At 66.2% G+C, this 23,632-nt stretch carries 28 protein-coding genes and 1 pseudogene; 12 read left to right on the top strand and 17 right to left on the bottom strand.

The window, feature by feature from the left end:
• Positions 1-46: 46 nt before the first annotated feature.
• Complete coding sequence (locus FV217_RS14570) at positions 47-301, top strand: hypothetical protein (protein WP_147817902.1); 255 nt, start codon at positions 47-49, stop codon at positions 299-301.
• Between the two features lie 583 nt (positions 302-884).
• Here the strand turns inward: FV217_RS14570 and fabI are convergent.
• From fabI to FV217_RS23765, 9 genes are all read right to left on the bottom strand, one after another.
• Positions 885-1,715, bottom strand: coding sequence for an enoyl-ACP reductase FabI (gene fabI, locus FV217_RS14565; RefSeq protein ID WP_147817901.1), 831 nt, complete (start codon positions 1,713-1,715; stop codon positions 885-887).
• Positions 1,716-1,897: 182 nt separating this feature from the next.
• A complete protein-coding gene (locus FV217_RS14560) occupies positions 1,898-2,113 on the bottom strand; it encodes a hypothetical protein (protein ID WP_147817900.1) in 216 nt (71 codons plus the stop codon).
• A 79-nt stretch (positions 2,114-2,192) separates the two neighbouring features.
• On the bottom strand, positions 2,193-3,419 hold the full coding sequence (gene fabB / locus FV217_RS14555) for a beta-ketoacyl-ACP synthase I (RefSeq protein ID WP_147817899.1): 1,227 nt from the start codon (positions 3,417-3,419) through the stop codon (positions 2,193-2,195).
• Between the two features lie 106 nt (positions 3,420-3,525).
• A complete protein-coding gene (gene fabA / locus FV217_RS14550; protein ID WP_147817898.1) occupies positions 3,526-4,092 on the bottom strand; it encodes a 3-hydroxyacyl-[acyl-carrier-protein] dehydratase FabA in 567 nt (188 codons plus the stop codon).
• Positions 4,093-4,270: 178 nt separating this feature from the next.
• A complete protein-coding gene (locus tag FV217_RS22920) occupies positions 4,271-4,414 on the bottom strand; it encodes a hypothetical protein (protein ID WP_187272570.1) in 144 nt (47 codons plus the stop codon).
• Between the two features lie 181 nt (positions 4,415-4,595).
• The gene (locus tag FV217_RS14545) at positions 4,596-5,411 is read right to left on the bottom strand and encodes a metallophosphoesterase (protein WP_147817897.1); all 816 of its coding nucleotides are present in this window, start codon (positions 5,409-5,411) and stop codon (positions 4,596-4,598) included.
• A gap of 30 nt (positions 5,412-5,441) precedes the next feature.
• Positions 5,442-5,942, bottom strand: a complete 501-nt coding sequence (locus FV217_RS14540; protein WP_147817896.1) for a DUF3016 domain-containing protein — start codon at positions 5,940-5,942, stop codon at positions 5,442-5,444.
• Positions 5,943-5,955: 13 nt separating this feature from the next.
• Positions 5,956-6,171: a hypothetical protein gene (locus FV217_RS14535; RefSeq protein ID WP_147077164.1), complete on the bottom strand. Its 216-nt coding sequence runs from the start codon at positions 6,169-6,171 to the stop codon at positions 5,956-5,958.
• Positions 6,172-6,356: 185 nt separating this feature from the next.
• Positions 6,357-6,611, bottom strand: a complete 255-nt coding sequence (locus tag FV217_RS23765) for a helix-hairpin-helix domain-containing protein (RefSeq protein WP_348641964.1) — start codon at positions 6,609-6,611, stop codon at positions 6,357-6,359.
• A 682-nt stretch (positions 6,612-7,293) separates the two neighbouring features.
• Between FV217_RS23765 and FV217_RS14525 the strand changes: the two genes are divergently transcribed.
• Positions 7,294-8,478, top strand: coding sequence for a patatin-like phospholipase family protein (locus FV217_RS14525; RefSeq protein ID WP_147817894.1), 1,185 nt, complete (start codon positions 7,294-7,296; stop codon positions 8,476-8,478).
• Positions 8,479-8,557: 79 nt separating this feature from the next.
• On the opposite strand, the gene FV217_RS14520 is transcribed toward FV217_RS14525, so the two are convergent.
• The 4 genes from FV217_RS14520 to FV217_RS14505 form a co-directional block, all read right to left on the bottom strand.
• Positions 8,558-8,686: a TFIIS helical bundle-like domain containing protein gene (locus FV217_RS14520; protein WP_147817893.1), complete on the bottom strand. Its 129-nt coding sequence runs from the start codon at positions 8,684-8,686 to the stop codon at positions 8,558-8,560.
• Positions 8,687-8,739: 53 nt separating this feature from the next.
• Entirely contained in the window at positions 8,740-9,954 is a 1,215-nt protein-coding gene (locus tag FV217_RS14515; RefSeq protein WP_147817892.1) for an MFS transporter, read from the bottom strand.
• Between the two features lie 139 nt (positions 9,955-10,093).
• Complete coding sequence (locus FV217_RS14510; RefSeq protein WP_147817891.1) at positions 10,094-11,092, bottom strand: GNAT family N-acyltransferase; 999 nt, start codon at positions 11,090-11,092, stop codon at positions 10,094-10,096.
• Between the two features lie 254 nt (positions 11,093-11,346).
• Complete coding sequence (locus FV217_RS14505; RefSeq protein WP_147817890.1) at positions 11,347-11,730, bottom strand: DUF2267 domain-containing protein; 384 nt, start codon at positions 11,728-11,730, stop codon at positions 11,347-11,349.
• A gap of 145 nt (positions 11,731-11,875) precedes the next feature.
• On the opposite strand from FV217_RS14505, the gene FV217_RS14500 reads away from it, so the two are divergent.
• The 9 genes and pseudogenes from FV217_RS14500 to obgE all read left to right on the top strand — a co-directional run bounded on the left by FV217_RS14500 (position 11,876) and on the right by obgE (position 19,673).
• The gene (locus FV217_RS14500; RefSeq protein ID WP_147817889.1) at positions 11,876-13,414 is read left to right on the top strand and encodes a helicase HerA-like domain-containing protein; all 1,539 of its coding nucleotides are present in this window, start codon (positions 11,876-11,878) and stop codon (positions 13,412-13,414) included.
• Positions 13,415-13,677: 263 nt separating this feature from the next.
• Positions 13,678-14,901 (top strand): TadE/TadG family type IV pilus assembly protein, encoded by a 1,224-nt coding sequence (locus FV217_RS14495; protein ID WP_147817888.1) that lies wholly within the window; start codon positions 13,678-13,680, stop codon positions 14,899-14,901.
• A 34-nt stretch (positions 14,902-14,935) separates the two neighbouring features.
• Positions 14,936-15,490 carry a TadE family protein gene (locus FV217_RS14490; RefSeq protein ID WP_147817887.1) on the top strand — a complete coding sequence of 185 codons (555 nt, stop codon included), beginning with the start codon at positions 14,936-14,938 and terminating at the stop codon, positions 15,488-15,490.
• A gap of 259 nt (positions 15,491-15,749) precedes the next feature.
• Positions 15,750-16,274, top strand: coding sequence for a TadE/TadG family type IV pilus assembly protein (locus FV217_RS14485; protein ID WP_147817886.1), 525 nt, complete (start codon positions 15,750-15,752; stop codon positions 16,272-16,274).
• 249 nt (positions 16,275-16,523) lie between these two features.
• A pseudogene (rplU, locus tag FV217_RS14480) lies at positions 16,524-16,826 on the top strand (50S ribosomal protein L21); the annotation flags it as partial.
• Between the two features lie 141 nt (positions 16,827-16,967).
• Positions 16,968-17,234, top strand: coding sequence for a 50S ribosomal protein L27 (gene rpmA / locus FV217_RS14475; RefSeq protein WP_147817884.1), 267 nt, complete (start codon positions 16,968-16,970; stop codon positions 17,232-17,234).
• A 173-nt stretch (positions 17,235-17,407) separates the two neighbouring features.
• Positions 17,408-17,989, top strand: a complete 582-nt coding sequence (locus FV217_RS14470) for a GNAT family N-acetyltransferase (protein WP_147817883.1) — start codon at positions 17,408-17,410, stop codon at positions 17,987-17,989.
• Positions 17,990-17,993: 4 nt separating this feature from the next.
• The gene (locus tag FV217_RS14465) at positions 17,994-18,506 is read left to right on the top strand and encodes a hypothetical protein (RefSeq protein ID WP_147817882.1); all 513 of its coding nucleotides are present in this window, start codon (positions 17,994-17,996) and stop codon (positions 18,504-18,506) included.
• A 132-nt stretch (positions 18,507-18,638) separates the two neighbouring features.
• Entirely contained in the window at positions 18,639-19,673 is a 1,035-nt protein-coding gene (obgE, locus tag FV217_RS14460) for a GTPase ObgE (protein ID WP_147817881.1), read from the top strand.
• Between the two features lie 10 nt (positions 19,674-19,683).
• Here the strand turns inward: obgE and FV217_RS14455 are convergent, their stop codons facing one another.
• On the bottom strand, positions 19,684-19,992 hold the full coding sequence (locus FV217_RS14455) for a hypothetical protein (protein WP_147817880.1): 309 nt from the start codon (positions 19,990-19,992) through the stop codon (positions 19,684-19,686).
• 219 nt (positions 19,993-20,211) lie between these two features.
• Between FV217_RS14455 and FV217_RS14450 the strand changes: the two genes are divergently transcribed.
• Complete coding sequence (locus FV217_RS14450) at positions 20,212-20,571, top strand: hypothetical protein (protein WP_147817879.1); 360 nt, start codon at positions 20,212-20,214, stop codon at positions 20,569-20,571.
• A gap of 110 nt (positions 20,572-20,681) precedes the next feature.
• On the opposite strand, the gene FV217_RS14445 is transcribed toward FV217_RS14450, so the two are convergent.
• The 3 genes from FV217_RS14445 to FV217_RS14435 form a co-directional block, all read right to left on the bottom strand.
• A complete protein-coding gene (locus FV217_RS14445; RefSeq protein ID WP_147817878.1) occupies positions 20,682-20,933 on the bottom strand; it encodes a hypothetical protein in 252 nt (83 codons plus the stop codon).
• Positions 20,934-21,108: 175 nt separating this feature from the next.
• Complete coding sequence (ampC, locus tag FV217_RS14440; RefSeq protein ID WP_246682791.1) at positions 21,109-22,386, bottom strand: class C beta-lactamase; 1,278 nt, start codon at positions 22,384-22,386, stop codon at positions 21,109-21,111.
• 88 nt (positions 22,387-22,474) lie between these two features.
• Positions 22,475-23,242, bottom strand: coding sequence for a Bax inhibitor-1/YccA family protein (locus FV217_RS14435; RefSeq protein WP_147817877.1), 768 nt, complete (start codon positions 23,240-23,242; stop codon positions 22,475-22,477).
• Positions 23,243-23,632 lie beyond the last annotated feature (390 nt).

Below are 23,632 nucleotides of genomic sequence, written 5' to 3'. Positions count from 1 at the left end.
GCATCGAAACGCAAGGCTCCGGCGTGTCCGGGGGCAGGAGGCGACGATGCAGCAAAGTGCGCGCGAACCGACCATCCGTCCGCATCCGGGCACCCGCCCGATGGCGCTCCTGGTGCTGGCCTTCGGCGTGGCTATCGGTGGCGCGCTTGCCGGGACGCCCGTTCGGGCGATCGACCCGCCGGATTCCGCCCCGGCCACGGTGCAGCCGGGCACGCCCGGTACTCTCGCCGACGTCGTTCGCAAGCCGGTGCGCACGATCCCGCTGCCGGTCCGCGACGAGCCTCAAACCGCCGGCCATTGAGCGGTGGCGATGCGCGCGCTTCGGTCGTCATCCGTGATCTCGCTTTCAGGATGACGCTCCAAGTTCCCGTTTTGCGTCGGCTTTTCCGAAAGCCGGCGGTCGCTTCGGGTCCGATACCCTAGCAGGGCACGTAGACGGGGCCGCCGTAACACGACTTCGATTGGTTGGGATCGCGGGACAACGCATTGCCAAGACCCGGACTTGGATCACGCGTATTCATCGACGCGCAGCCGGACGCGAGGCAGGCAAGGATCAAGGCCGAAATGAGATTCTTGCGCATCGTTTCCCCCTCTTTCCGCGCCGAGTATCAACTCGGCATGGGGGTGAGTCTGCTGCAGGCCGAGCACAGGTGCGAAGATTGTTGAGGGGGGCTGATATGTCTCCGAGAGCTACGACAAGCACGCTATCGCAGCCTTAATCTTACGACGATAGCTTTGCGTCACGAAACGCCAGCGCGCACAAAGCCTTGGATCTACTCGAATCCTAGGGTGTCACCTTGGATATTGTATCCACGATAGGACTCGGCGTTGCCGAGTTGCATCGGATATGCGGAAAAACAGCGACCGCTCGTCGGGTCGATGCTCTAATGATCGCCCATCACGCCGGCCTCGTCTTGCGCCTGCAACACGTCGGGCCGCGGCATCGAGATGATGTTGTAGCCCGAATCGACGAAGTGGACCTCGCCGGTGACGCCGCTGGAGAGGTCCGAGAGCAGGTAGAGGGCCGAGCCGCCGATATCGTCGAGGGTCACCGTGCGCCGCAGCGGCGCATGCGCCTTCTGGTGGTTGAACATCAGGCGGGCGTCGGCGATGCCGGCGCCGGCCAGCGTGCGCATCGGTCCGGCGGAGAGGGCGTTCACGCGGATGCGGTCCGGCCCGAGGTCCATGGCGAGGTAGCGCACGGAAGCCTCGAGGGCCGCCTTGGCCACGCCCATGACGTTGTAGTTCGGCATGACGCGGGTCGAGCCGCCATAAGTCAGCGTGAGGAGCGAGCCGCCGTTCTTCATGCGCTTGGCTGCGCGCTGCGCGATCTCGGTGAAGGAGAAGCACGAAATCGTCATCGTCCGCGCGAAGTTCTCACGCGTCGTGACGTCGACGTAGCGGCCCTTGAGCTGGGTCTTGTCCGAGAAGCCGATGGCGTGGACAACGAAATCGAGCTGGCCGTCGAAACGCTCGTCGAGGGCGGCGAAGGTGGCGTCGACCGAGGCGATGTCCTCCACATCGCAGGGCAACACGATCCCGGAGCCGATCGAGGCGGCGAGCGGAGCCACGCGCTTTCCCAGGGCATCGCCCTGATAGGTGAAGGCGAGCTCGGCGCCCTGGGCATGGAGGGCCTGGGAGATGCCCCAGGCGATGGAATGGTTGTTCGCGACCCCCATGACGAGGCCGCGCTTACCCTTCATCAGACCTGTCATGAGACGCTGCCTTGCCCGACCTGCACGCTCGCCGGGCTCGAAACCCGATCCTGAAGGGGGACGCTTAGCGTGCGGGCGGCAGCCCTGTCCACGTGCGAGAGTTCCGGACAAACAAAAGCCCCGCCTCGACCTCGGTCACGTGACGGGGCTCAAGCCAGATACGCTGCCTGGAAACGGAGCGCTTAAAAGTAACCCTTGGTTGCCGACTCGGCATCCTCAATCAGGCTCTGCTTGGCAATCACGGCTGCACCGGTCGCCAGGGCCAAGCCTCCGAACGTGATGAACGCGATCCAGACCATGAGCGGTGTCGTCCTGTTATCCGCAAGCTCAACGCAAGTCGGCAGGAGCAGTTCCGCAGCGGCGATTGCCGGTCCGGCGATGTAACCTTGGCCATTCATCTCGCAATCGCGAGATGAATGGCCGCAGATGCGAGAGATTACGTCGCGTCCCGAGCGAACAATTCTCGACAACCGTCCCTCAGGCGTCGACGTTCTTGAGGATCAGCGTCGCATTGGTGCCGCCGAAACCGAAGGAATTCGACATCACGTGGCCGAGCTCCACGCCGTCGCGACGCTGCCGGAGGATCGGCATGTCGGCGAAGGCCGGATCGAGTTCGTCGATATGGGCGCTCTCGCAGATGAAGCCGTTGTTCATCATCAGCAGCGAGTAGATCGCCTCCTGAACGCCGGTGGCGCCGAGGGAATGGCCGGTGAGCGATTTGGTCGCCGAAATCGGCGGACAGGCGTCGCCGCGGCCGAAAACCTCGCGGATCGCCTCGATCTCCTTGTCGTCGCCGACGGGCGTCGAGGTGGCGTGCGGGTTGATATAGTCGATCTTCGCGCCCTTCACGGTTTCCAGCGCCTGTCGCATGCAGCGCATCGCGCCTTCACCGGACGGGGCGACCATGTCGTGCCCGTCCGAGGTCGCACCGTAGCCGGCGATCTCGCCGTAGATGCGGGCGCCGCGTGCCTTGGCATGCTCCAGCTCTTCCAGAACCAGCACGCCGGCGCCCCCGGCGATGACGAAGCCGTCGCGGTTCTTGTCGTAGGCGCGCGAGGCACGGGCGGGCGTGTCGTTGTACTTCGAGGACATCGCGCCCATGGCGTCGAACAGGACGGACAGCGTCCAGTCGAGGTCCTCGCAGCCGCCGGCGAAGATGACGTCCTGACGACCCGCCGCGATGATCTCGGAGGCGTTGCCGATGCAATGGTTCGAGGTCGCGCAGGCGGAGGAGATCGAATAGTTCACGCCGCGGATCTTGAACCACGTCGCGAGCGTCGCGGAGGCGGTCGAGGACATCGCCTTCGGAACGGCGAAGGGGCCGACCCGCTTCGGTCCCTTTTCGCGCGCGATCGCTGCGGATTCGACGATGACGCGGGTCGAGGGGCCGCCGGAGCCCATAACGATGCCGGTGCGGTCGTTCGAGACGTCTCCGGCCTCCAGCCCCGCATCGCGGATGGCCTGGTCCATGGCGACGTGGTTCCAGGCGGTGCCGCCGCCGTGGAAGCGCATGGCACGCCGGTCGACCAGCGACTCGGCATCGAGGTTCGGAGCCCCCGAGACCTGGCTGCGGAATCCGTACTCCGCATAGGAGGCGTCGCGGGCGATGCCGGAGCGCGCCTCGCGCAGGGAGGCCAGCACCTCCTGGGTATTGTTGCCGATGGATGAGACGATGCCCATCCCGGTGATCACGACGCGCCGCATGATGGCCTGGCTTCTCCGCCGCGGCGCTTCGAACCGCGCCGCGAGACGTCACCTAGGATGATGCGCGCCCAATCTCAACAGCAGGACACCCATACGGCCCAGCTGTTCAGGACTGGAACAGGGCGACGCGCAGATCCTTCGCCTCGTAGATACGCCGCCCGTCGGCTTCGAGCCAGCCATCGGCGATGCCGAGGACGAGCTTGCCGGTGCGCATCCGGCGGATGTCGATGCCGTAGACGACCTTCTTCACGGTCGGCAGCACCTGCTCGGAAAACTTGACCTCGCCGACGCCGAGCGCCCGGCCGCGTCCGGGGGCGCCGGACCATCCGAGGAAGAACCCGACGAGCTGCCAGAGGGCATCGAGGCCGAGGCAGCCCGGCATCACCGGGTCACCCTTAAAGTGGCAGGGGAAGAACCAGAGGTCCGGCCGGATGTCGAACTCGGCGAGCACGTGGCCCTTTTCGTAGGCGCCGCCCTCGGTGCCGATCGAGGTGATGCGGTCGAACATCAGCATCGGCGGCAGCGGCAGCTGCGCGTTGCCGGCCCCGAACAGCTCGCCGCGCCCGCAGGCCAGCAACTCCTCGTAGGAATAGCGCGAGGCGCGCGCCGGCGCGCCCGTGCCCTCGGCGGAGGCGTTATCGTGATCCGATGGGGTGGTCGCGTCAGGCGGCATCGGCTGAATGTCGTGTCCTGGTTTCAGGGGTCGTCGTCCCGTCCGGCGCGTCCGGTGGTAGGCCGGTCGCGATGACGGCGGAGCGGGGAAGTCGGCGTCTCGTTAACACAGGGCCGAGGCGCCTCAAAGCCGCGTGCAGCTTGGAAGGAGGGTCGCCGCGACCGCATCGCGCGGTACCCTATCGCCACCTCACGAACAGGGCGACGGCCAGGATCGCAAGCAGGGCGACGAACCAAGTCGTCCCGGAACTCAGCGCGTAGAGCAGCGCGGCTGCGAAGCCGATCATGATGATCGCCATCGTGGCGAGGGCGACAGGATTCATGGGTGTCGGCTTACGCGCGCTACAACTCGGCCCTCATGAAATGACAGGCGAATCGGAGCAGTTCCAGACTTTACCGAGGGCATGCCGCCGATCCTGCGCCATGACCGTGCCCGGCGCGTTCTCCGCCGTTGCGAACGGCCCGGATTTCTCGGTGGTGTCGGAACTCTCGTCGGCCGCCGGGTCATAGCCCCTCGGGGGTCAGGGCAGCGTCTTCCCAAGCCGTTCCGTTCCAGAGCCGTACGGTCACCGTCGCGGCGCCGTTCTCGACGACGATGCGGTTATAGGCGTTCGGCTCCATGCCGCGCAGGCGCGTCGAGGTGGCGGAGCCGGCTTGGACGGCGAGCAGGCGGTGTCCGGACGCAGCATCGCAGGCATCGGTGCGCACATCGCTGCCTTCGACGAAGCGCGAATAGTGGCGGTGGAGATGTCCGGCGAGCGTCAGGCCGACCCGTTGCCGTTGGAACGCGGCCAGCGCCGTGTCGGCCCGTCCGACGCGCCGGGCCTTGGCGTTCCAGGGCGGCGCGATGAAGGGGTGATGGCCGACGACGATGCGGAAGACGTTGTCCGGAAAGGCCGCGAGCCGCGCTTCCGCCCGTGCGATCTGGTCGTGACTCAGCCGGCCCTGCGACCAGTCCGCATCCCATGCCCAGCTGCGTACGGTGTTCAGGCAGACGACGCCGATCTCGTCGTCGACGAAGGTCGGTTCGGTTCGCGCGTCGATGAAGCGCCGGTAGCGCCGGAACGGCCGGAAGAATCGGGTCGGCAGCGCGAAATAGGCGATGTCGTGGTTGCCTGGCACGCCGATCCAGGGCGAGACGAGCCGGTCGAGGAAGGCGCGCGCCTGCACGTATTCGGCCCGCCGCGAGCGCATGGTGAAGTCGCCGGACGCGATGATCAGGTCCGGCCGGTCCGCGTTCAGTTCCGCGACCAGCCCGTCGACCACTTCGGGGTTCGTGCAGCCGAAATGCAGGTCCGAAATATGCGCGATGCGTTTCAAAAGGCGGTCCGGAGGCGGGATGGAGAGGGCTCAGCCGCGCGGCTGCTGGCGCCCGGCGATGCGGGTCTGGAGCCAGTCGCGTATCAGCTCTCGCTCGTAGGTGAATGCGCTGCCGCCGAGGCTGCGGGCATAGCGCGAGAGGAAGTTGATGTCGCTCACCGTCTCGTCCGCCGAGAGCACGGTGCGCCCGCGCTCCTTGAGGACGTAGCGCAGGCGGAACCGCGGCGGCCCGACATCCGATACGATGCGCAGGCCGTCGGGACCGGCCAGGCCGGGACGTTGGTAGCCCGCGAGGTCGATGTCGAGCACGGTGATGGCGAGGCTCTCGCCCGGCCGGAGCACGCGGTCGCCGAGTTCCGTGAACAACCGCCGGATCTCGGCCAGGGTGACACGCAGGGTGAGGCCGGATCCGAAACGGCTCTCGGCATCGGTGTAGCGCTCGGGATCGACGAACGTGACGCTGACCTGGGCCGTCGCCGGCAGGGGCGCCAGCAGCAGGCCGGCAAGGACGACGGCGCGGGACGCCCTCATGCGCAGTCTCGGGTCATTGCTGCGCGCGGTTGATGATCGCCTGGAGGGCGCGGGCGACCGGCTCGGTGACGGTACGGCGGTACTTGCGATGGACGAGCTGTCCGTTGTGGTAGACGTCGTGCTCCACGTAGAGGCGATCGCCGTCCCACCGGACGATGTTGTCGGATTCGCTCGTCTCCTCGACGCCCAGGTCCGAGCGCAGGGTCGGCGCGCCGGCTGTGGTCTGCATGGGGTGCCTCAACTCTCAGATCTCTGCCCCGTCCTTCTTACGAAGTCGGGAGGCCGTGCACCAGAGCGTGGGCGATGCGAATGCGTTCGCGCTTCGGCCCGGAAAGGGGCCTCCGGTTTTCGGGAAAGCCGATGCGGCACAACAATTTGGAGCCTCGTCATCGATGCAATATCCAGGGCGACGCCCTAGCGGACCGTCACCTGGTCCTTGATGCGCTGGTAGATCGCGCGGCTGAGCACGCGCTTCGACAGCAACTGGTCCGTCGATGCGTAGGGGCGATGCTGGATGATCGCGCGACCGATGGCGCCGCCGCCCTTCAGGCCGTTGAGCTCGGCGAGCGAGCCGGTGTTGAGGTCGGCGAGATCCACCGCGGGCGGGTCTGCCGCTTCGGCTGCAGCGATCTCAGCCTCGCCGGCTTCCGGCCGGTCGGCGGCCGGCATCGGTGATGCAGGAGCCTGTGGCGGCGGCCGAACCGGAGGGGGATTGGGCGCGAAGGCCGAGGACGGCGTTTCAGGGGACGCGACGACGGCCGGGTCTGGCGTCCGCATTGCCGGACTCGGTGCGGGTTGGGCACTTGGCGCGGGTAGAGCACTTGGCGCGGGTTGCGGGCTCGGCGCCGGCTCCGGCGGGGACGCCGGTTGCGGCGCGGGGGCAGGCGGCCGGGCCGAAGGCGGATCGGCCCTGCGCACGGATGTATTCCTGGCAGAGGGGCGCGGGGCGACGGCCGATGCCTCCGGCGGGCTGTTGTCGAGGATCCAGTAGTGCTGGACGAGCCCAGTCAGGACAGCTGCGGCGATGACCACCAGGAAGACGCGCAGGAGCGCCGGTCCGTTGAGCATGCGAGGGCCCTTCCCCCAGAGGTTCCGGGGCGTCCCTCGTATCCGGCCGCACCTTCCGCCGTTCCCTGACGCTCAAGCATGGCAAACATATGTTGATTCGAAGGGCTTAACCCACGTTCCGTGAGTGCTGCGGTATCCACGGGGTCGGCCTGAGATGAGGCCGGAATGCAACAGGAGCTCGCATGTGCAGCCGAGGCCTCGAAATAGCCAAGCTTATGAAGGAACGAGAAACGGCCAAGCTCGTTTCGTGGAAGCTGAGCCATTGGTCCGGACATTTTTCGCCATGCCGTTCCCGTCCCGTCTGAGGGTCCTTCGCGCCGTCGCCGGGCTCGCGCTCGTCTTCGGGGTCGCGGCGTGTTCGTCGCTACCCCGGACACCCTACACGGCGCAGCAGGCCTCGCTCGCCACGTTGCCCGGTATGGGGCCGGTGCGGGCCTACGCCGATGCCACGGCCTCCGAGATCGCGACGATCGCGGAGCGGCCTGAGGGGCGCCGCAACGGTTTCAATTATCTCGCGCTCTCGGGCGGCGGCGGCGACGGGGCCTATGGCGCGGGCGTGCTGAACGGCTGGAGCGCGTCCGGTAAGCGGCCGGACTTCGCCATCGTTTCCGGCGTCTCGACCGGCGCGCTGATCGCGCCCTTCGCGTTCCTCGGCTCGGGCTATGACGGCTACCTCACGGACTTCTACACGAGCGGCATCGCCGAATCCCTGGTCCAGGCGCCGAGCATCACCAACGTGCTGTTCGGCTCCGGCCTGTTCGGCGACGGCAAGCTGCGGGAGATCATCGGGCGCTACGTCACGCCGGACCTTCTCGCGGCCGTCGCCGCCGAGCACGCCAAGGGCCGCCGCCTCTACGTCGTGACGACGAATCTCGATCAGCAGCGCGCCGTGATCTGGAATATGGGCGCCATCGCCGCCAGCGGCGCGCCGAACGCCGCCGACCTGTTCCGCGACGTGCTGACCGCCTCGGCGAGCGTCCCGGCCGTGTTCCCGCCGCAGCTCGTGGACGTCCAGGCCGAGGGCCGCACCTTCCAGGAGATGCATGTCGACGGCTCAGTGGTGATCCCGGTCTTCACCCTGCCGCAGGGGTTCCTGCCGCGCACACGCGCCGGACGCGGCCAGGCGGACATCTACGTGGTGATCAACGGGCGGCTCGAGCCGGAATTCGACGTCACCCAGAACAACACGCTCGCCATCACCGGACGCTCGTTCACGACCGCAAGCCGTGCCCGCACCCGGGCGACGCTGTCGGCGACCGAGACGGTGAGCCGCAGAAGCGGCATCGGCTTCAACCTGACCTATATCGACGAGACCGGGCCGACCGCTACGGCGGGGCGCGGCTTCGACACCGCCTACATGCGCAACCTCTACGATGCCGGCTACGAGAAGGGGAAAACCGGCCGCTTCTGGCAGCACTCCGTCCCCGGCGCGCCGTCCACGGTTCTCGAAGCCTCCGTCGTCCACTGACGGACACGAAGAAAACCGCTTCCGCGTGGGCGGAAGCGGCAGGATCTTTTCGTCAGCGGCGGGCGTGAACGCCGAAGAACTACTTGCCCAGGATCTTGGTAACTAGGCGGCCGAGCGGCGTGCTCGAACTGGCGTTGCGGTCGTCGCGTACGACCTGGCGGTTCTCGTTGCCGAGGATCTTGGTGACGATGCGTCCGATGAGGCTCATGGCTGTACTCCGTAGAAATCCGTGACGCCGCGAACGGTGCAGCTTTCACGTCTTCAACGGAGAAGCCGCTCGACCTGTTCCGGCGGCGCAGGCCGATCGGCTTCCGGCCGGCCGCGCAGGATGTTGACGCCGACGATGACGGCATAGGCCGCGAACATCGCGAACAGCGTCCAGGCGAAGCCCTGCGGCACGACGAGGTCCATGCCGGCCCCGATCATCGGCGGCCCGATCATGAGGCCGGCGCTGTAGAGCACGACGAAGGCCGCGTTGGCGCCGGCGAGATCCGGTCCGCGCACGCTCGCCCCGAGATGGGCGAGGCCTACGGTATAGAGCGTGCCGGCGACGCCGCCCCAGAGGAAGAGCAGCCCGACCAGCACCGGCAGCGATGCGCTCGCCGCCGGGATCAGCGCCGCACCGAGCGCGCCGACGATGCTCGCCGCAAGCAGCACAAGCCCACGATCGGTCCGGTCGGCGAGCCAGCCCACGGGGATCGCAAAGAGAACGTTGCCGAGCGCCACCGCGCTGACGAGGCCGGCGGCGGTCTGCGCATCGAACCCGACCTTGAGCCCGTAGAGCGGCAGGATCGCGAAGCCCCCGGTCTCGACGGCGCCGTAGATGAAGGCGGCCAGCGTCGCCGCCGGTGCGAGCCGGAGATAGGCGAGGAAGCGCACGCTTCCGCCCTCACGCGAGATCGTCGGCGAGACGCCACGCGCCAGCACGATCGGCAGGGCCGCCACGACGAACAGGGCGGCGCCGGCGAGATACGGCGCGAACCCTTCCGTCCCGAGCAGCACCAGCAGCCCCGGTCCGATGGCGAAGCCGAGCGCCAGCACGGTGGCGTAGATGCCCATCACCAGCCCACGGCGCGCCGGGGCAGCCGCCTGGGTGATCCAGAACTCGGACAGTACGAACAGCGCTCCGAGCGTCGCCGAGAAGAAGAAGCGGAGCGGAAACCACCAGGCGAGGTCGTAGAAGACCTTGAAGCCGACGAGCAGCGCCGCCCCGAGCCCGATCGAGAACAGCAGGAGCGGCAACACGCCGACCCGCGCGGCGAGCCGCGGCACGAACGGCACCGTGAGGATGCTGGCAAATCCGCCCACCGCCGTGTTGAGGCCGATCATCGCGCCGGAGGCGCCCATCCGCTCCATCTCGAGCGAGAGCAGCGGGATCGACAGGCTGAGGCCGATCCCGACCACGGCGACACATGTGATCGCGGCGGCGATCGCGGTGAAGCGGTCGCGGTCGGATGGCGGGGAAGGGGCGAGCATCGACATGTCGGGGGTTTTCGGACGGGCGCGGCGTGTGCTGGCGCCGACGGCAGGGCCGTCACATCGGCGCGATGGCGCCGGGTGTCGAGGGCGCTATCGCACCTTGCAACCCCCTTTGCCTGGACGCGGGGCCTGCCCGTCAGGCCGCGTGCCGGTCCGCCTCCGCGCCGAAATGGCCGATGTAGCGGGCGGCGATGGCCGCCACCGGCAGCACCACGAAGACGTCGATGGTGCCGAACTGGCGGTCGATCACCGCGCCGTCGCCGAAGGTCGCGCCGATGCGCAGGTAGCCCTTCATCAAGGGCGGCAGGCTCTGGAGCGCCACCTTCGGGTTCACCGCCTCGGGTGCGAGCCTGTCCATCGCGACGAAGCGATCGGAGACGGCCCGCGCCCGCCACGCTTCGGGGGCGCGGGCATGGTGGTGGAGGAAGCTGAGTTGGAGGGCGAGCCGGTCCGGATCGGTGCCTTCGAGGCTGGCGCAGCCGAGCATCGCGTCGATGCGGTGGTGCAGCACGTAGGCCCAGATGCCGTGCCAGAGCAGCTCGACCGTCCGCTTGGTGCGGTAGGGCTTGAGCACGCAGGAGCGGCCGAGTTCGAGAAAGCGCTTACCCGGGTGACGGTCGAGCAGGGGCCCGATGTCGAACTCGCCCGCGCTGTAGAAGCCGGCGCCGCCCTCGGCCCGGTCTCCGCGCAGCAGCCGGTAGGTGCCGACCACCTTCGGCCGCGGCTTGCGGAAGGGTTTGGCCTTCACCGCCGCGTGGTCGATTACGAGGAGGTGGTCGCAGATCGGATCGTAGGCGTCGATGTCGCGCCGCTTCAGCATCGCGAGCCCCGAGGGGATCGCCGACATCTCCTCGTAGAACACCTTGTAGCGCAGGCGTTGCGCCCGTCGGATCTCGGACTTCTTCGTCGCGAGCCGCACTTCGAGGCTGCCGATGCGGCCGAGGCTCGGGCCGAAGTCCGGTGCCGGTTTCGGCATCCGCGATTTCAGCAGGATCGGCGCGCCGCCCGGCAGCGCGAGGCCAGGAATGCCGCCCTCGAAGGTTTGCTTGAAGCGGGCGAGGGGCGCCTGGACGTGCGTCTCCCAGCCGGTCTTCCACGCCGCGGACGCGTCACGCCCGGAAAAGTTCGGCACCATCGTTGAGCCTGCCCCGCGAGGCCGATCCGGCCTTGACCGGCGCACATCATCACGAAGGGCGCACGCTTTTATGACATCGGAAGGCGTGGCGGGACAGGGGTTTAAGGGTCAGACACCGTTGCTTGTGTGGGTTCGGCCCAGGCCGTCACATTCGTAGCCGTCGAACGAAACCGGCTAAGGATGCCAGGGGGTTAGGGGCAGCCTGGTCGCTGCGAAAACCCTCTCCCGCAGAGGAGAGAGGGTTTTTCTTCGCCTCACACGAACTGGCTCACACTCGGGATCGCGCCGATGATGCGGCCCATGGTGTCCTCGCCGGCCTTTTCGCGGCCATAGGCGAAGAGCTCCTGGCCGAGCGGCTGCATCTGGCCCATCGAGACGCCGGACGACATCAGCTTCTGGCCCAGCGCCATGACGCCGCCGCCCATGCCGCCGAGCATGCCGAGCAACCCGCCGCCGCCCTCTTCGGCATTCGATTCGGCGATGGCCGCATCGGCGCCCGGCAGCTTGGCCAGAAGCTGCGCCACGTCCTCGGGCGGACCCTCCTTCTGCAGGAAGGCGAGGATGTGCCCGATCGCGGCCTTGGCGGTCTCGGCATCGACGCCCGTGCGGGTGGTGATGCGGGCAATCAGCTCGTCCATGGGGTGTCCTCTCCTCGTTTCGGCCCGTCCTTCCGACGGGCGAACGCTGAAATCAAGGCCACGGCGATCCGGCCTCGCCGCCGAGCCTGGAAAACGGCCGCGCTCCCGGAGTAGAGTGAGGTCCTATCGAGAAGGAATGCACGGCATGGCGGGCGACGGCACGATCCTGGTCGGCAAGAGCACGGGCAAGACCCCAAAGCCGGAGGTGCTGGCGCTCAAGCTCGCCAACCGGCACGGCCTCGTCGCAGGCGCCACCGGCACCGGCAAGACGGTGACGCTGCAGGTGTTGGCCGAGGGGTTCTCCAATGCCGGCGTCCCGGTCTTCGCCGCCGACATCAAGGGCGATCTCTCTGGGCTCGCCGCGGCCGGCGAGGCGAAACCGCACTTCGTCAAACGCGCCGAGGAACTCGGCATCACCTACGAGCCCGACCGCTTCCCCGTCACCTTCTGGGACCTGTTCGGCGACCAGGGCCACCCGATCCGCTGCACCGTCACCGAGATGGGGCCTCTGCTGCTCGGACGGCTGCTCGAACTCAACGACACCCAGGAGGGCGTGCTCAACATCGCCTTCCGAGTCGCCGACGAGAATCAGTGGCCGGTGATCGACCTGAAGGACCTGCGCTCGCTGCTGACCTTCCTCTCCGAGAACTCCAAGGAACTCGGCGCCAAGTACGGCAACGTCTCCGCCGCCTCGATCGGCGCGATCCAGCGGGCGCTGCTCGTGCTGGAGAACCAGGGCGCCGACAAGTTTCTCGGCGAGCCGGCGCTCGATCTGCACGACTTCATGCGCACCGACCGCGACGGGCGCGGCGTGATCAACATCCTCGCCGCCGACAAGCTGATGCAGCGTCCGCGCCTCTACGCCTCGTTCCTGCTCTGGATGCTCTCCGAGCTGTTCGAGCAGCTTCCCGAGGTCGGCGACCTCGACAAACCGAAGCTCGTATTCTTCTTCGACGAGGCGCACCTGCTGTTTTCCGACGCCCCGAAGCCGCTGCTCGACGCCGTGGAGCAGGTGGTGCGCCTGATCCGCTCGAAGGGTGTCGGCGTCTACTTCGTCACCCAGAACCCCCTCGACGTGCCGGAGACCGTGCTCGGCCAGCTCGGCAACCGGGTGCAGCATGCGCTGCGCGCCTTCACTCCGCGCGACCAGCGCGCCGTGCGCGCCGCCGCCGAGACGTTTCGGCAGAACCCGGATTTCGACGTCTCGAAGGCCATCACCGAGCTTGCCGTCGGCGAGGCCCTGGTCTCGTTCCTCGAGGCCAAGGGCACGCCCTCGATGGTCGAGCGGGCGCTGATCGCGCCGCCCCAAGCCCGCGTCGGGCCGCTGACGCCGACGGAGCGCGCCGACCTGATCGCCAAGAGCACGATCCGCGGCAAGTACGACGAGGCGATCGACCGCGAGAGCGCCTACGAGATGCTGGCCGCCCGCAAGAACCTCGACGGCGAGACGGCCGAGGCCGCGCATCAGTCCGAGGGCGGACTGGGCGGGCTGCTCTCCAGCCTCGGCGGCCTGTTCGGCGGCGGTTCCTCCGCGAAGGAAACTCCGAAGGGGAGGGGACGTGCCAAGCCGTCTCTCACCGAGCAGGTGATCGGCAACGCCGCCCGCTCGATGGCGCGCACTGTCGGCACCCAGGTCGGCAATGCGATTCTTCGGAATGTGCTGGGCGGCCTGACCAAGCGGTAGGCCGTCTCCAGACGCCGTGACGCGCGGTGTCGAACCCGGGACCGGCCCGCGTCGTCCGGGAAGCCGGGCGCTACGAATTCGGGCGCCGGCGCAAGGCGTTGAAGCGACGCCGATCCGAGATTTCGCAGAATGGCTTAAAGCTTCATTATCTCTGCTCGGAAGAAGCCGGGTGCCCGCACGCCGTGTGGCATCTGAAATAGTGATTCTTTACCGAGACCCGATACTCACCGGAGCGGACAAGACCGCTTTCGGGACCGCATCCCATGTTCACCAAGGACCAGTCGGGCAGCGTCGCGCTGCTGTTCGCGCTGATGCTGCCCGCGCTGATGGTCGGCGTCGGTGGCGGCATCGAGGTGTCGCGTGCGGTCGACTACAAGCAGCGGCTGACCTCGGCCGCCGACCTCGCTTGCCGCCAGGCGGAGGTTTATGTCGAGAGCTTGCCCGGCCCCGTCATGCCGCTGGATTATTCCATGAAAGTACGGGACTACGGGACCATGAACCTAGTCGAGCGTGCGCTGACCGACACGGCACAGATTGCGGCGACGCCGACCGTGTCGAAGACGGCCCTCGGAACGCCCCTGCTCAATCTCCGTCCCGGTAACATCCATGTCGTCGCGACCGGTACGGTCGATCTCGTGTTCAAGAATTTCCTCAGTAAGAACAGCTTAACGTTCACGGTGACACGTGACTGCACTGTGACGGCGAACGCATCACCTGGCCCGCCGACCCTGCTCATGTCCGAGTCATTCGAAGATTACGCCGTTAAGAACGGCTGGGCGCTGTACGGAACGCTCGGAAAAGCGAACTGCGTGGGTTCTGCGTGCCCAGGTAAATTTGGTACTACAAATGCTGGCGTCGAAATCGACCAATTGTCGGCTATTGAAACGGGCGACGGCGTGCAATACGGTCAGCAGTTTGCTGAGCTAGACAGTGATTGCACTGCAGATCAGCGGATCGGCGCAGTCACCGATCCTCAAAAAGCCGCCTGTAGTGCAAATGGGCAAACAACTAACTCGTCAATCAATATGCCTTTTAACGATCTTAAAGTGGGCGTTTACGAAGTTCGGTATGTATATAATGCACGTAAAAATATTCCAGGTGTTTACGAATATAATGATAGCGTTATTTGTTCAAGTGTTCCGGGTACAGATGGATTAACTCGAAATTCCGATGTAGCGAAGAACGCTGCAGGGGTGAGTACCACCTCTCTGGATTATCAAACTCGCCGAATCGAGCTGTGGGTCGAGCCAGAAAGTAGCGGCTACTTGTCCGACAGCCAGAGCTTAACGGCTACATCGAATGCGTCTTACATGCAGAAATACATGGTTGATGTATGCGTCTGGTCTAAAGTATGGACCGAGCGGTCTTATCGATTTACTGTCACAAAGCAGCAAAATTATAGAGTTTCCTGGCGGGCGGCCGGACGTGATGATAGTTACGGTGGTTTAATTGACTATATCCGGATATGCAGAAACGCCTGCCCATGATTTTGCAAAATCTTGCTGCTCAGGAGTATCGGTGATGCTGGTTCCTTCGGAGTGTCATTTGCAAAAAGACACCCTTTTTCAGAGTGGTGCTAATCATAAGAGCAGTAAAAAACTAGCGCATATTAAAAAAAATATACAAATCAATATTCGAACTGTCCGGCATGACGAACGGGGTGCGTCTGCTGTCGAATTTGCGCTAGTCTTGTTTCCTTTCCTGATCCTTTGCCTCGGTGTACTACAGTTTGTCTTCCTGAACTATACCCAGCAAACGCTTAGCGACGCATTGTATAGCAGCGCCTCGAACCCTGAAAGCGAGCTGATCTCAGGGGATAGGTCGGGATACAGAGCTCGAGTGTGCGCCAAAATGCCATTCCAGACGGACTGCCTCAATTTGCTGACGGGCATCAAAATCGAGATGATGCGGCTGGACGCCCTGCCGACGGCAACCACGGCAATCACCGGGTCCGACTTCCTTCCCGGTGCGAGCGGCGACGTCTTGGTCTTGCGGGCGACGATGCCGGCGCCGCAGGTCGTCGCGTTCATCCCGCAACTGACGGCGAAGGATTCGGTGATATTCCGTCGCCCTTAGAGCGCTTTCCGACCGAGTGGATACCGGTCGGTCGAAAGAAAGCGCGTCATAACAACAGCCTAGAGCCGCCGGCCTGATGCAATCAGGTCGGATACGGCTCTAGCCGCCGGTAGGATCGCTGTGCGGTCGGGCGCAACTCCGCGCCGTCGGGCGAGCCACGCGCTACGGCACCAGTTCGGTGTCGCGAAAGACATTAAAAGCTCCGGTCCTGTCGAGACGGGGTCGAAGACAGTGCCACGAACTGCTAGGACTTCAGCGCATGCGTTTGCACTTTCGACGCTTCCGCACCGAGCAGTCGGGCCTTGCGTCCATCGAATTCGCCCTGCTGAGTACCGTGCTGCTGCTGCTATTCGCCGGCGGCTTCGATCTCGTCTTCATGGTGAGCGCCAAGCGCGACGCCGATCGGGCCTCGACGCTGATCGCACACGCGATGGCGACCTGCCCGAATTCGAGTTGCATGTCGGCGCTGATCAACAGCTACTCACCGCGCCAAGCGAACGCGCTGGTGCGCTACCCGAACGCGGCGATTAAGTTGTACATGATCCAGAACCAGAGCGGCACGATCAAGCCCTGCTCTGGAACCGACACGACGTTGACCGACACCAAAATCATCGCTTCGGCAAAGAACATCCTGCGGGACGACGACGTCGGGTCGGCAGTGATGCTGACGACCACCTACACATCGATCTTGCCGAAGGCGCTCATGAGCTACATCAGCGCGACTGGCGCGACCTATACTGGCCGCACCGTCGACGTGATGAGCAATATCGGCGCCGTGTGCTGACGGGACCAGGTCGGCCTTTCAGCCGTGCCCGCGCAGCCGTCACCTTCTGTCGCGGATAGGGCCGGCGCGTCGCGCCGCTTCATTGACATCCGCCGGGTTCCCCCCTATTCGCCCATCACGGCGCGCGGCTTCCTCGACGAAGTCCGCGCGTTTCGCGTTCGCGGCCCTTGGGCTGCGGATGACCTCAACAAGAAGACGGCCCAGGCGCTTCGCGGCGCGGGAGGCCGGCAGAGAACACGAGAGCCAACGATGTTCGCAGTCATCAAGACGGGCGGCAAGCAGTATCGCGTTGCCGCCAACGACGTCATCACCGTCGCCACGATCGAGGGCGAGGCCGGATCGGCCATCAACTTCGGCGAGGTCCTGCTGTTCACGGACGGCGATGCCATCCAGGTCGGCGCCCCGCTGCTCGAGGGCGTCACCGTCTCCGGCGAGATCGTCGATCACGGCCGTGCCAAGAAGGTCATCGCCTTCAAGAAGCGCCGCCGGCAGAACTCGCGCCGCAAGCGGGGCCACCGCCAGCACTTCACCACCGTGCGGATCACCGAGATCGGCTTCGGCGGCAAGTCCACGAAGGCCGAGCCGCGCAAGGCCAAGGCGTCTTCCTCCGAGGGCGATGCTCCGGCGGTCGTCTCGCCCGCCAGCGCCTGATCGCCCTTTCGCAGACCCCTTTAGAGATCCTGGAGTAGCCCTATGGCTCACAAAAAAGCAGGCGGCTCGTCCCGCAACGGCCGCGACTCGGCCGGCCAGCGCCTCGGCGTGAAGAAGTTCGGCTCGGAAGCCGTGATTCCGGGCAACATCATCGTGCGCCAGCGCGGCACCAAGTGGCATCCCGGCGTCAACGTCGGCATGGGCAAGGACCACACGCTGTTCGCCCTGATCGAAGGCCGCGTCGAGTTCCAGACGAAGCGCGGTCGCGCCTTCGTCGCGGTGGTACCGGTACAGGTCGCCGCAGAGTAACGGCGGACGCCTCGTAACGCGTCCCGCCGGTGTCCCACACCGAACCGGCGGACCGGCGCACGACGCGAGACGCGGACAGCGCAGATCGGAACGCCGGGGAGGATGGGATCCATCCTCCCCTTCGTCATTCCAGGGAGCGGCTTCCGCACGGAGGCGCCCGAGGAGCGGACGCGATGTTCCCCGATCTGACCCGAGACGACGTCTTTCGCATCGAGACCCGGCGGCTCTGGCTGCGCTGGCCGCGGGCCCGCGACGCGGCGGCGATCGTACGGCTCGCCGGCGAGCAGGCGGTCGCCGAGATGACGGCGCGGATCCCGCATCCGATCGAGCCGCTCGGAACCGACTCCTTCGTCATTGAGGCCCGGCGCGCAAACGCGGAGGGCGAGTCGCTGACGATGGCGCTGGCCCTGCGCTCCGCACCGACCGCGCTGATCGGCATCGTCTCGATCCACGCCGATCCGGACGCGTCCGGTCCGCATCTCGGCTACTGGCTCGGCGTTCCGCATTGGGGCGCGGGCCTGATGAGCGAGGCGGCGGAGACGCTGGTGAACGCCTATTTCGCCTATGCGGGCGGGACCGAACTGACCTCGGCGGCGATCACGTCCAACGCGGCCTCGCGGCGGGTGCTGGAGAAATGCGGCTTCGTGCGGCAGGGTTCGGCCCGGCAGTCGTTCCCCGCACGCGGCGGCGAACGCGACGTCGACCTGTTCCGGCTGACACGCGCCGGATGGTCGGCCACACGGAGCGACGGGTGATCGGATGAGGCGGCTCGGCATCATCGGGGTAGGGATTGCGGCCATCGCCCTGGTGGCGGCTGCAGCGTTCGCGCTTCGCCCGCATCGGGACGTGCCGGCTCCCGATGCCGCCAAGCCTGAGGCTGCCCTATCGGATGCCGCGAAGCCGGGGGCGGCCGCCAGGAAGGGCGCGGTGCCGACGCTTTATTGCGAGTTCACGAATTTCGCGGACCGGACGCCGCTGGTGGGCTTTTATTTCACGATCGAGGAGGGTGGCCCGAAGCCCGTCTACGCGCAGATCTTCCAGCGCGAGCAGGACGGAACGCAGGACGATTTCGGCGGGGCCACCGCGCCGCGCCCGGAATGGTCCTATGACGGTAGCGAGAGCCCGGCCGTCATCCATTCGCCCGACGACGCCCTGCAGATCAACGTCTACGATTACGACCCGTCGAAGCCCGGCACGAACTGGTTCGAGGCCGGCCTCCGCAGCGTCCGGTACCGCAACCTCGGCGGCAAGTGCCGCCACAGCACAGCATAATGTGAGTGGCCCTCGATGCTCACGCCTCGAGGGCCGTCCGCCGCATGAGCGGCCACGCGCAGTCGCGCTTGCCAATGGCCAGCGACTGGAAAGATCGGGCCGGATGGCCATTGGTATGAAACGAGAACAGCCGTGAAATTCCTCGACGAAGCCAAGGTCTATGTCCGCTCCGGAGACGGCGGGCGCGGCTGCGTCGCGTTCCGGCGCGAGAAGTTCATCGAGTTCGGCGGCCCGAACGGCGGCGACGGCGGGCGCGGCGGCGACGTCTTCGTCGAATGCGTCCAGGGCCTCAACACCCTGATCGACTACCGCTACCAGCAGCACTTCAAGGCCAAGAAGGGCGAGCACGGCATGGGCTCGAACTGCCACGGGGCCAAGGGCGCGGACACGGTGCTCAAGGTCCCCGAGGGTACGCAGATCATCGCCGAGGACGGCGAGACCTTGATCGCGGACCTCACGCAGGTCGGCCAGCGTGTGCGGCTCGCCAAAGGTGGCAACGGCGGCTTCGGCAACGCCTACTTCACCACTTCCACCAACCGCGCGCCGAAGCACGCCAATCCGGGCCTCGAAGGCACGGAGATGTGGATCTGGCTGCGCCTCAAGCTCATCGCCGATGCGGGCCTCGTCGGCCTGCCCAACGCCGGCAAGTCGACCTTCCTGGCCAGCGTCACCGCCGCCAAGCCCAAGATCGCCGACTACCCGTTCACGACCCTGCATCCGGGCCTCGGCGTCGTCCGCTCGGACGAGCGCGAGTTCGTGCTCGCCGACATTCCCGGCCTGATCGAGGGCGCGCACGAGGGCGTCGGCCTCGGCGACAAGTTCCTGGCCCATGTCGAGCGCTGCCGCGTGCTGCTGCACCTTGTCGAGGGCACCTCCGAGCATGCCGGCAAGGCCTACAAGATGGTGCGCGGCGAGATCGAGGCCTACGGCCACGGCTTGGCCGACAAGCCGGAACTCGTCGCGCTCTCCAAATGCGACGCCCTCGATCCGGAGACGCTGAAGGAGCAGAAAGCCCGGCTGAAGCGGGCCTGCAAGAGCACGCCGCTGGTGCTATCCTCCGTGTCCGGGCAGGGCGTCCAGGATGCTCTGCGGGCGATCCAGGCCACGATCGGCACGCACGAGGCCCAGCTGGCAGAGGCCTCGCCGGCACCGCCCTGGGAGCCGTGATGGACGGGTTTCAGTCGTCCTTGGTCTGCAGGTAGGTCCGGCTAGCCTCCGTCTTGAAACTGGCAGCCGCGAGGTCGATCCGGTCGCCCGGTTCGTCGGCCGCATCGTAGGCTTGGCTCGCCGTCGCCTCGATCACCTCCCGAAGCGTCTCGAAATCGGCGAGCGGTTCGAGCCGGCTCTCGCCGAATTCCGAGCGCATCACGGAGAGCGGCAGGTTCACCGTGACCATCCGGTCTCCTGCGGCCATGGTGAAGCGGATCGCGGTGCCGTCGTCCAACAGAATATGCGAGCCGCCGTCGAGATGTCGCTGCAGCGGCATGGTCACGTCCTGATGAGGTCGGCCCCCGAGCAATTCGGCGGCGTCCATCGAAAATAGTCGCGCTGTTCTCGACAACAATCGGCCGCGACACCGACGCCGCCGATCGCTGCGTCATTTCGATGCGACGACCATGCGTCGCAATCGGGGAACGCCGGCTCTCGCGAAAGCTTCCCTCGCCGCGTCGGCTGCCGTCGCAGCCGACTTTTGGAGCGTTGTTCGATGCGGATTTCCTACCTGTTGCCGGCTTGTCTCATGCTCGGCGCGACGACCGCGCCAGCCCTGGCCATTTCGTGCAAGGAGGACATCAGCACGATCGAGCGGCGTCTGGACAGCGCTGGTGCCGAGAAGGTCACGGGCAAGGAACCCGCAGGCGGTGCCACGTCTTCGAACTCGCCCAAGGCGCTCGACAAGGCTCCCGACGGCAAGCCCTCCGATCCCAGCACCCAGTCCACGGCCGGCGGTGTGGCGGAGGCCCGTAAGCTCCTCGACACGGCCAAGGCCCAGGACAAGGCCGGCGACGAGAAGGCCTGCCAGGACACGATCACCCAGGTGAAGGAGAAGGCCGGCGCACTGCCGTAGTGCGGACCGGAACCTTCGCTCACGCCTGAGATAGAAGTGGCGACCGGCGCTCGTCCGGTCGCGCTTCCGGCGCCGCCGCTGCTTTCAAGTCGCCGGCCGTACGATGTCCGCTAGACCCATCTTTTGGCCACCGCGGACGATTCCGCGATACTGAAATCGATCCGGTACAGCACGAGCCCGGTATGGTCCGTGACCTCCAGGCGCCACTCGTTGCCGAGCTTGGTTCTGCGGCCTTCGTCCACCATGAGTTCTCCCGCGAGGCGAATGGCCATCGTGCGGGCGGCCTCGTGATCCTCCAGTTCGGTGCCGGCGTCGTCGCGGGCGGTGTAGCCGTCGTAGATGTTGAAGTGAAAGCGAGGCATGGGGCGCAGGGTTGGGAAAAGGCGAGAGCCTGTCGCCCTCCGCCGCCGACGCCTCGGGATTGCCGGCCGGCGATGTGCATCAATCGGATCGCAACCGGGCGGTTCCTGTATTTTTCCCGACAGAACCGCTGTCGTGTCTCGAGAGCCGAACGGATGTATGACGAGCGGTCTGGGCTCACGGAGCCCTGGCGGCGTCCGTCGGCCCGTCCAGCGCCGAGAGGATTTTGTGCGCGGCCTTTACGCGGTTTGGGATCGGATAGTTCCGGTTCGCCATCATGACGAGCCCGATCCGCTTGGCCGGCACGAAGGCGAAATAGGCGCCGAAGCCATTGGTCGAGCCGGTCTTGTCGATCAGCATGCCGGGGTTGGGTGACAGTGGCGGATCGAGCCGCACGACCGGGTTGGCTTCGAGGATCACCCCAGCCGCGTTGCCCACGAGCAGCGTGTCGAGGTCGGCCGGATCGGCGTACATCTCCCAGCCGAGGCCCTGCACCATGCCTCCGAGCTTGAAATAGCCGGTTTGCGTCGTGCGGATCGCGCGTCCGAGCATGTCGTCCAGTCCAGAGGGATCGATGTTCGCTTCGACGAAGCGGAGCATGTCGCCGGCCGTCGCCTTGATGCCGTAGGCCTCGGAATCCAGCATGCCCGGCGTCACCCGGACGGGCTTGTCGTCCTTCGCATAGCCGTAGGCGTAGTCGCCCATGCGGGCCGGAGGTACCGTCACGAAGGTGCTGCTCAGCCCAAGGGCCGGGAACAGCTTGCCCTCCAGGAGTTCGCCGAAGGGCCGGCCCATGCTCGCGGCGGCGATGAAGCCGAACAGGCCGATACTGGTGTTGGCGTAGAGCCGGTGCGTGCCGGGGGCATAGCGCGGTCGCCAGCCCCGGTAGAAGGCGATCATCCCGTCATGGCTGGTCACGGCGTTGGGAAACTGCAGGGGCAGGCCGCCGGCCGTATACGTGCCGAGATCGAGCAGGCTGATACCGTCGAAGGCGCTGCCTGCGAGCGCCGGCAGATGCTTGCTGGCCGCCTCGGAGAACGACAGGGCGCCGGTCGCCTGCGCGTAGGCGGCGAGGGTCGCCGTGAAGGTCTTGCTGACCGAGCCAAGCTCGAACAGCGTCTCGCCGGTGACCGTCCCGCCGGTTTCCTTGTTGGCGACACCGAGGTTCACCACGTGGCGGCGGCCCCCCACCACGACCCCGACCGCCATGCCCGGAATGGCGTTCTCGGCCATGAGCGGACGGATGACGTCGGTGACGATGCGCCGGATCCGATCGCCGTCGGGATCGTCGGCCGAAGCCGCGTCGACGCTGCCGAGGAGGCAGGCGGCGGCGATCAGCGCACGCCGTGCTGCCAGGATAAGGGGGAGGCCGGCAGCGTTGCGCACCGCGCCTACGATGGTCCGCGGGCTCGACCGTTCTTTCGCGCGTGTCATGATGAAAGAGTAGCGGCTCATGTCGGATCGCCGCGTGCGATCCCTCACGAACGAAAAAGGCCCCGGCAGCGCTGCCGGGGCCTTTCGATGTTTGGCTGCTTCGCAGGGATCAGCGACGGTCGCCGAGCAGGGAGAGCAGGAACTGGAACATGTTGATGAAATCCAGGTACAGCGTCAGTGCGCCGTTGACGGACATCTTAGCCGCGCCTTCGACATCCGCGCCGCTGTAGAGATACATCTCCTTCAGCTTCTGCGTGTCGTAGGCGGTGAGGCCCGCGAAGATCAGCACGCCGAGCACCGAGATCGCGAACTGCAGGGCCGAAGAGGCCAGGAAGATATTCACGACCGAGGCGATGATGATGCCGATCAGGCCCATGATCAGGAACGAGCCCATGCCCGAGAGGCTGCTCTTCGTGGTGTAGCCGTAGAGGCTGATGCCCGCGAAGGTGGCCGAGGTGATGAAGAACACCCGCACGACGCTGGCGCCCGTGAACACGAGCATCAGGGTCGACATCGAGGCGCCCATTACCGCCGCGAACGCCCAGAACATCGTCCGCGCGGAGGCGGCCGACATCCGGTCCATCCGGAAGGAGAAGACGAAGATGAAGGCCAACGGCGCGAACATCAGCACCCACTTGAAGGGGCTGGTGTAGAGGAACTGGCCGAACGGCGTCAGCAGGGGCTTGGAGCCCTGGTAGCTCGCGACGGCGGCCATGTTGATGGCGAGCGCCACGAGACCGGAGATCCCGAGGCCGACGACCATGTTGTTGTAGACGCCGAGCATGAAGCTACGCAGGCCCTGGTCGACCTCGACCTGCGGCGCCGCATAGCCCTGGGGCTGGGCGCCCTGGCGGAACGGAGAGTTTTCGAATGCCATGAAAGTTTCCTTTGGAAGCCTTCTCAGCGTGGGATGGACGGCCGCACGCGATACCTGTGGCCCCTCGCAAGGGCCTCATGCTGAAATATGTTCCGTTGCACTGCCATAAACAAGAGCCCCGTCGAGCTTGCCCGCGCGAAATCCGAGCACGGTTCGGCCCAGGTTTTCATCCCGAAGAACAGCGTTAAGACTTGATTTCTCGACGGCTGACCAAGTTTTCGCGGGGGAGGCGCCCGATCTCGCAAGACCGTCCTCGACCTCTCACCGCTGCCGGTCGATCGGTTCGGTCGATGAAGGCGCTCTCCTCCCCCTTGTGGGGAGGAGGTAGGAGGTGGGGGTGGTGCAGACGGCACCGGGACGCTCGATCCTGAACCACCCCCACCCCCGACC

The organism is Methylobacterium sp. WL9 (assembly GCF_008040035.1).
GTDB lineage: Bacteria > Pseudomonadota > Alphaproteobacteria > Rhizobiales > Beijerinckiaceae > Methylobacterium > Methylobacterium thuringiense.
The sequence above is the reverse complement of the archived record's forward strand: the minus strand, read 5'-3'. Positions and strand labels throughout refer to the sequence as shown.

Bases quoted from the DNA above. Each gene is read 5' to 3' on its own strand.
- FV217_RS14515 (WP_147817892.1), bottom strand. From the start codon at position 9,954: ATGCTCGCCCCTTCCCCGCCATCCGACCGCGACCGCTTCACCGCGATC.
- FV217_RS14525 (WP_147817894.1), top strand. From the start codon at position 7,294: ATGCCGTTCCCGTCCCGTCTGAGGGTCCTTCGCGCCGTCGCCGGGCTC.
- FV217_RS22920 (WP_187272570.1), bottom strand. From the start codon at position 4,414: ATGAATCCTGTCGCCCTCGCCACGATGGCGATCATCATGATCGGCTTC.
- FV217_RS14510 (WP_147817891.1), bottom strand. From the start codon at position 11,092: ATGGTGCCGAACTTTTCCGGGCGTGACGCGTCCGCGGCGTGGAAGACC.
- FV217_RS14465 (WP_147817882.1), top strand. From the start codon at position 17,994: ATGAGGCGGCTCGGCATCATCGGGGTAGGGATTGCGGCCATCGCCCTG.
- FV217_RS14435 (WP_147817877.1), bottom strand. From the start codon at position 23,242: ATGGCATTCGAAAACTCTCCGTTCCGCCAGGGCGCCCAGCCCCAGGGC.
- FV217_RS14540 (WP_147817896.1), bottom strand. From the start codon at position 5,942: ATGAGGGCGTCCCGCGCCGTCGTCCTTGCCGGCCTGCTGCTGGCGCCC.
- FV217_RS14455 (WP_147817880.1), bottom strand. From the start codon at position 19,992: ATGCCGCTGCAGCGACATCTCGACGGCGGCTCGCATATTCTGTTGGAC.
- FV217_RS14560 (WP_147817900.1), bottom strand. From the start codon at position 2,113: ATGAATGGCCAAGGTTACATCGCCGGACCGGCAATCGCCGCTGCGGAA.
- rpmA (WP_147817884.1), top strand. From the start codon at position 16,968: ATGGCTCACAAAAAAGCAGGCGGCTCGTCCCGCAACGGCCGCGACTCG.
- FV217_RS14520 (WP_147817893.1), bottom strand. From the start codon at position 8,686: ATGAGCCTCATCGGACGCATCGTCACCAAGATCCTCGGCAACGAGAAC.
- FV217_RS14450 (WP_147817879.1), top strand. From the start codon at position 20,212: ATGCGGATTTCCTACCTGTTGCCGGCTTGTCTCATGCTCGGCGCGACG.
- FV217_RS14505 (WP_147817890.1), bottom strand. From the start codon at position 11,730: ATGGACGAGCTGATTGCCCGCATCACCACCCGCACGGGCGTCGATGCC.
- FV217_RS14535 (WP_147077164.1), bottom strand. From the start codon at position 6,171: ATGCAGACCACAGCCGGCGCGCCGACCCTGCGCTCGGACCTGGGCGTC.
- FV217_RS14500 (WP_147817889.1), top strand. From the start codon at position 11,876: ATGGCGGGCGACGGCACGATCCTGGTCGGCAAGAGCACGGGCAAGACC.
- ampC (WP_246682791.1), bottom strand. From the start codon at position 22,386: ATGAGCCGCTACTCTTTCATCATGACACGCGCGAAAGAACGGTCGAGC.
- FV217_RS14485 (WP_147817886.1), top strand. From the start codon at position 15,750: ATGCGTTTGCACTTTCGACGCTTCCGCACCGAGCAGTCGGGCCTTGCG.
- fabB (WP_147817899.1), bottom strand. From the start codon at position 3,419: ATGCGGCGCGTCGTGATCACCGGGATGGGCATCGTCTCATCCATCGGC.
- FV217_RS14570 (WP_147817902.1), top strand. From the start codon at position 47: ATGCAGCAAAGTGCGCGCGAACCGACCATCCGTCCGCATCCGGGCACC.
- FV217_RS14445 (WP_147817878.1), bottom strand. From the start codon at position 20,933: ATGCCTCGCTTTCACTTCAACATCTACGACGGCTACACCGCCCGCGAC.
- FV217_RS14495 (WP_147817888.1), top strand. From the start codon at position 13,678: ATGTTCACCAAGGACCAGTCGGGCAGCGTCGCGCTGCTGTTCGCGCTG.
- fabI (WP_147817901.1), bottom strand. From the start codon at position 1,715: ATGACAGGTCTGATGAAGGGTAAGCGCGGCCTCGTCATGGGGGTCGCG.
- FV217_RS14470 (WP_147817883.1), top strand. From the start codon at position 17,408: ATGTTCCCCGATCTGACCCGAGACGACGTCTTTCGCATCGAGACCCGG.
- FV217_RS23765 (WP_348641964.1), bottom strand. From the start codon at position 6,611: ATGCCGGCCGCCGACCGGCCGGAAGCCGGCGAGGCTGAGATCGCTGCA.
- fabA (WP_147817898.1), bottom strand. From the start codon at position 4,092: ATGCCGCCTGACGCGACCACCCCATCGGATCACGATAACGCCTCCGCC.
- FV217_RS14490 (WP_147817887.1), top strand. From the start codon at position 14,936: ATGCTGGTTCCTTCGGAGTGTCATTTGCAAAAAGACACCCTTTTTCAG.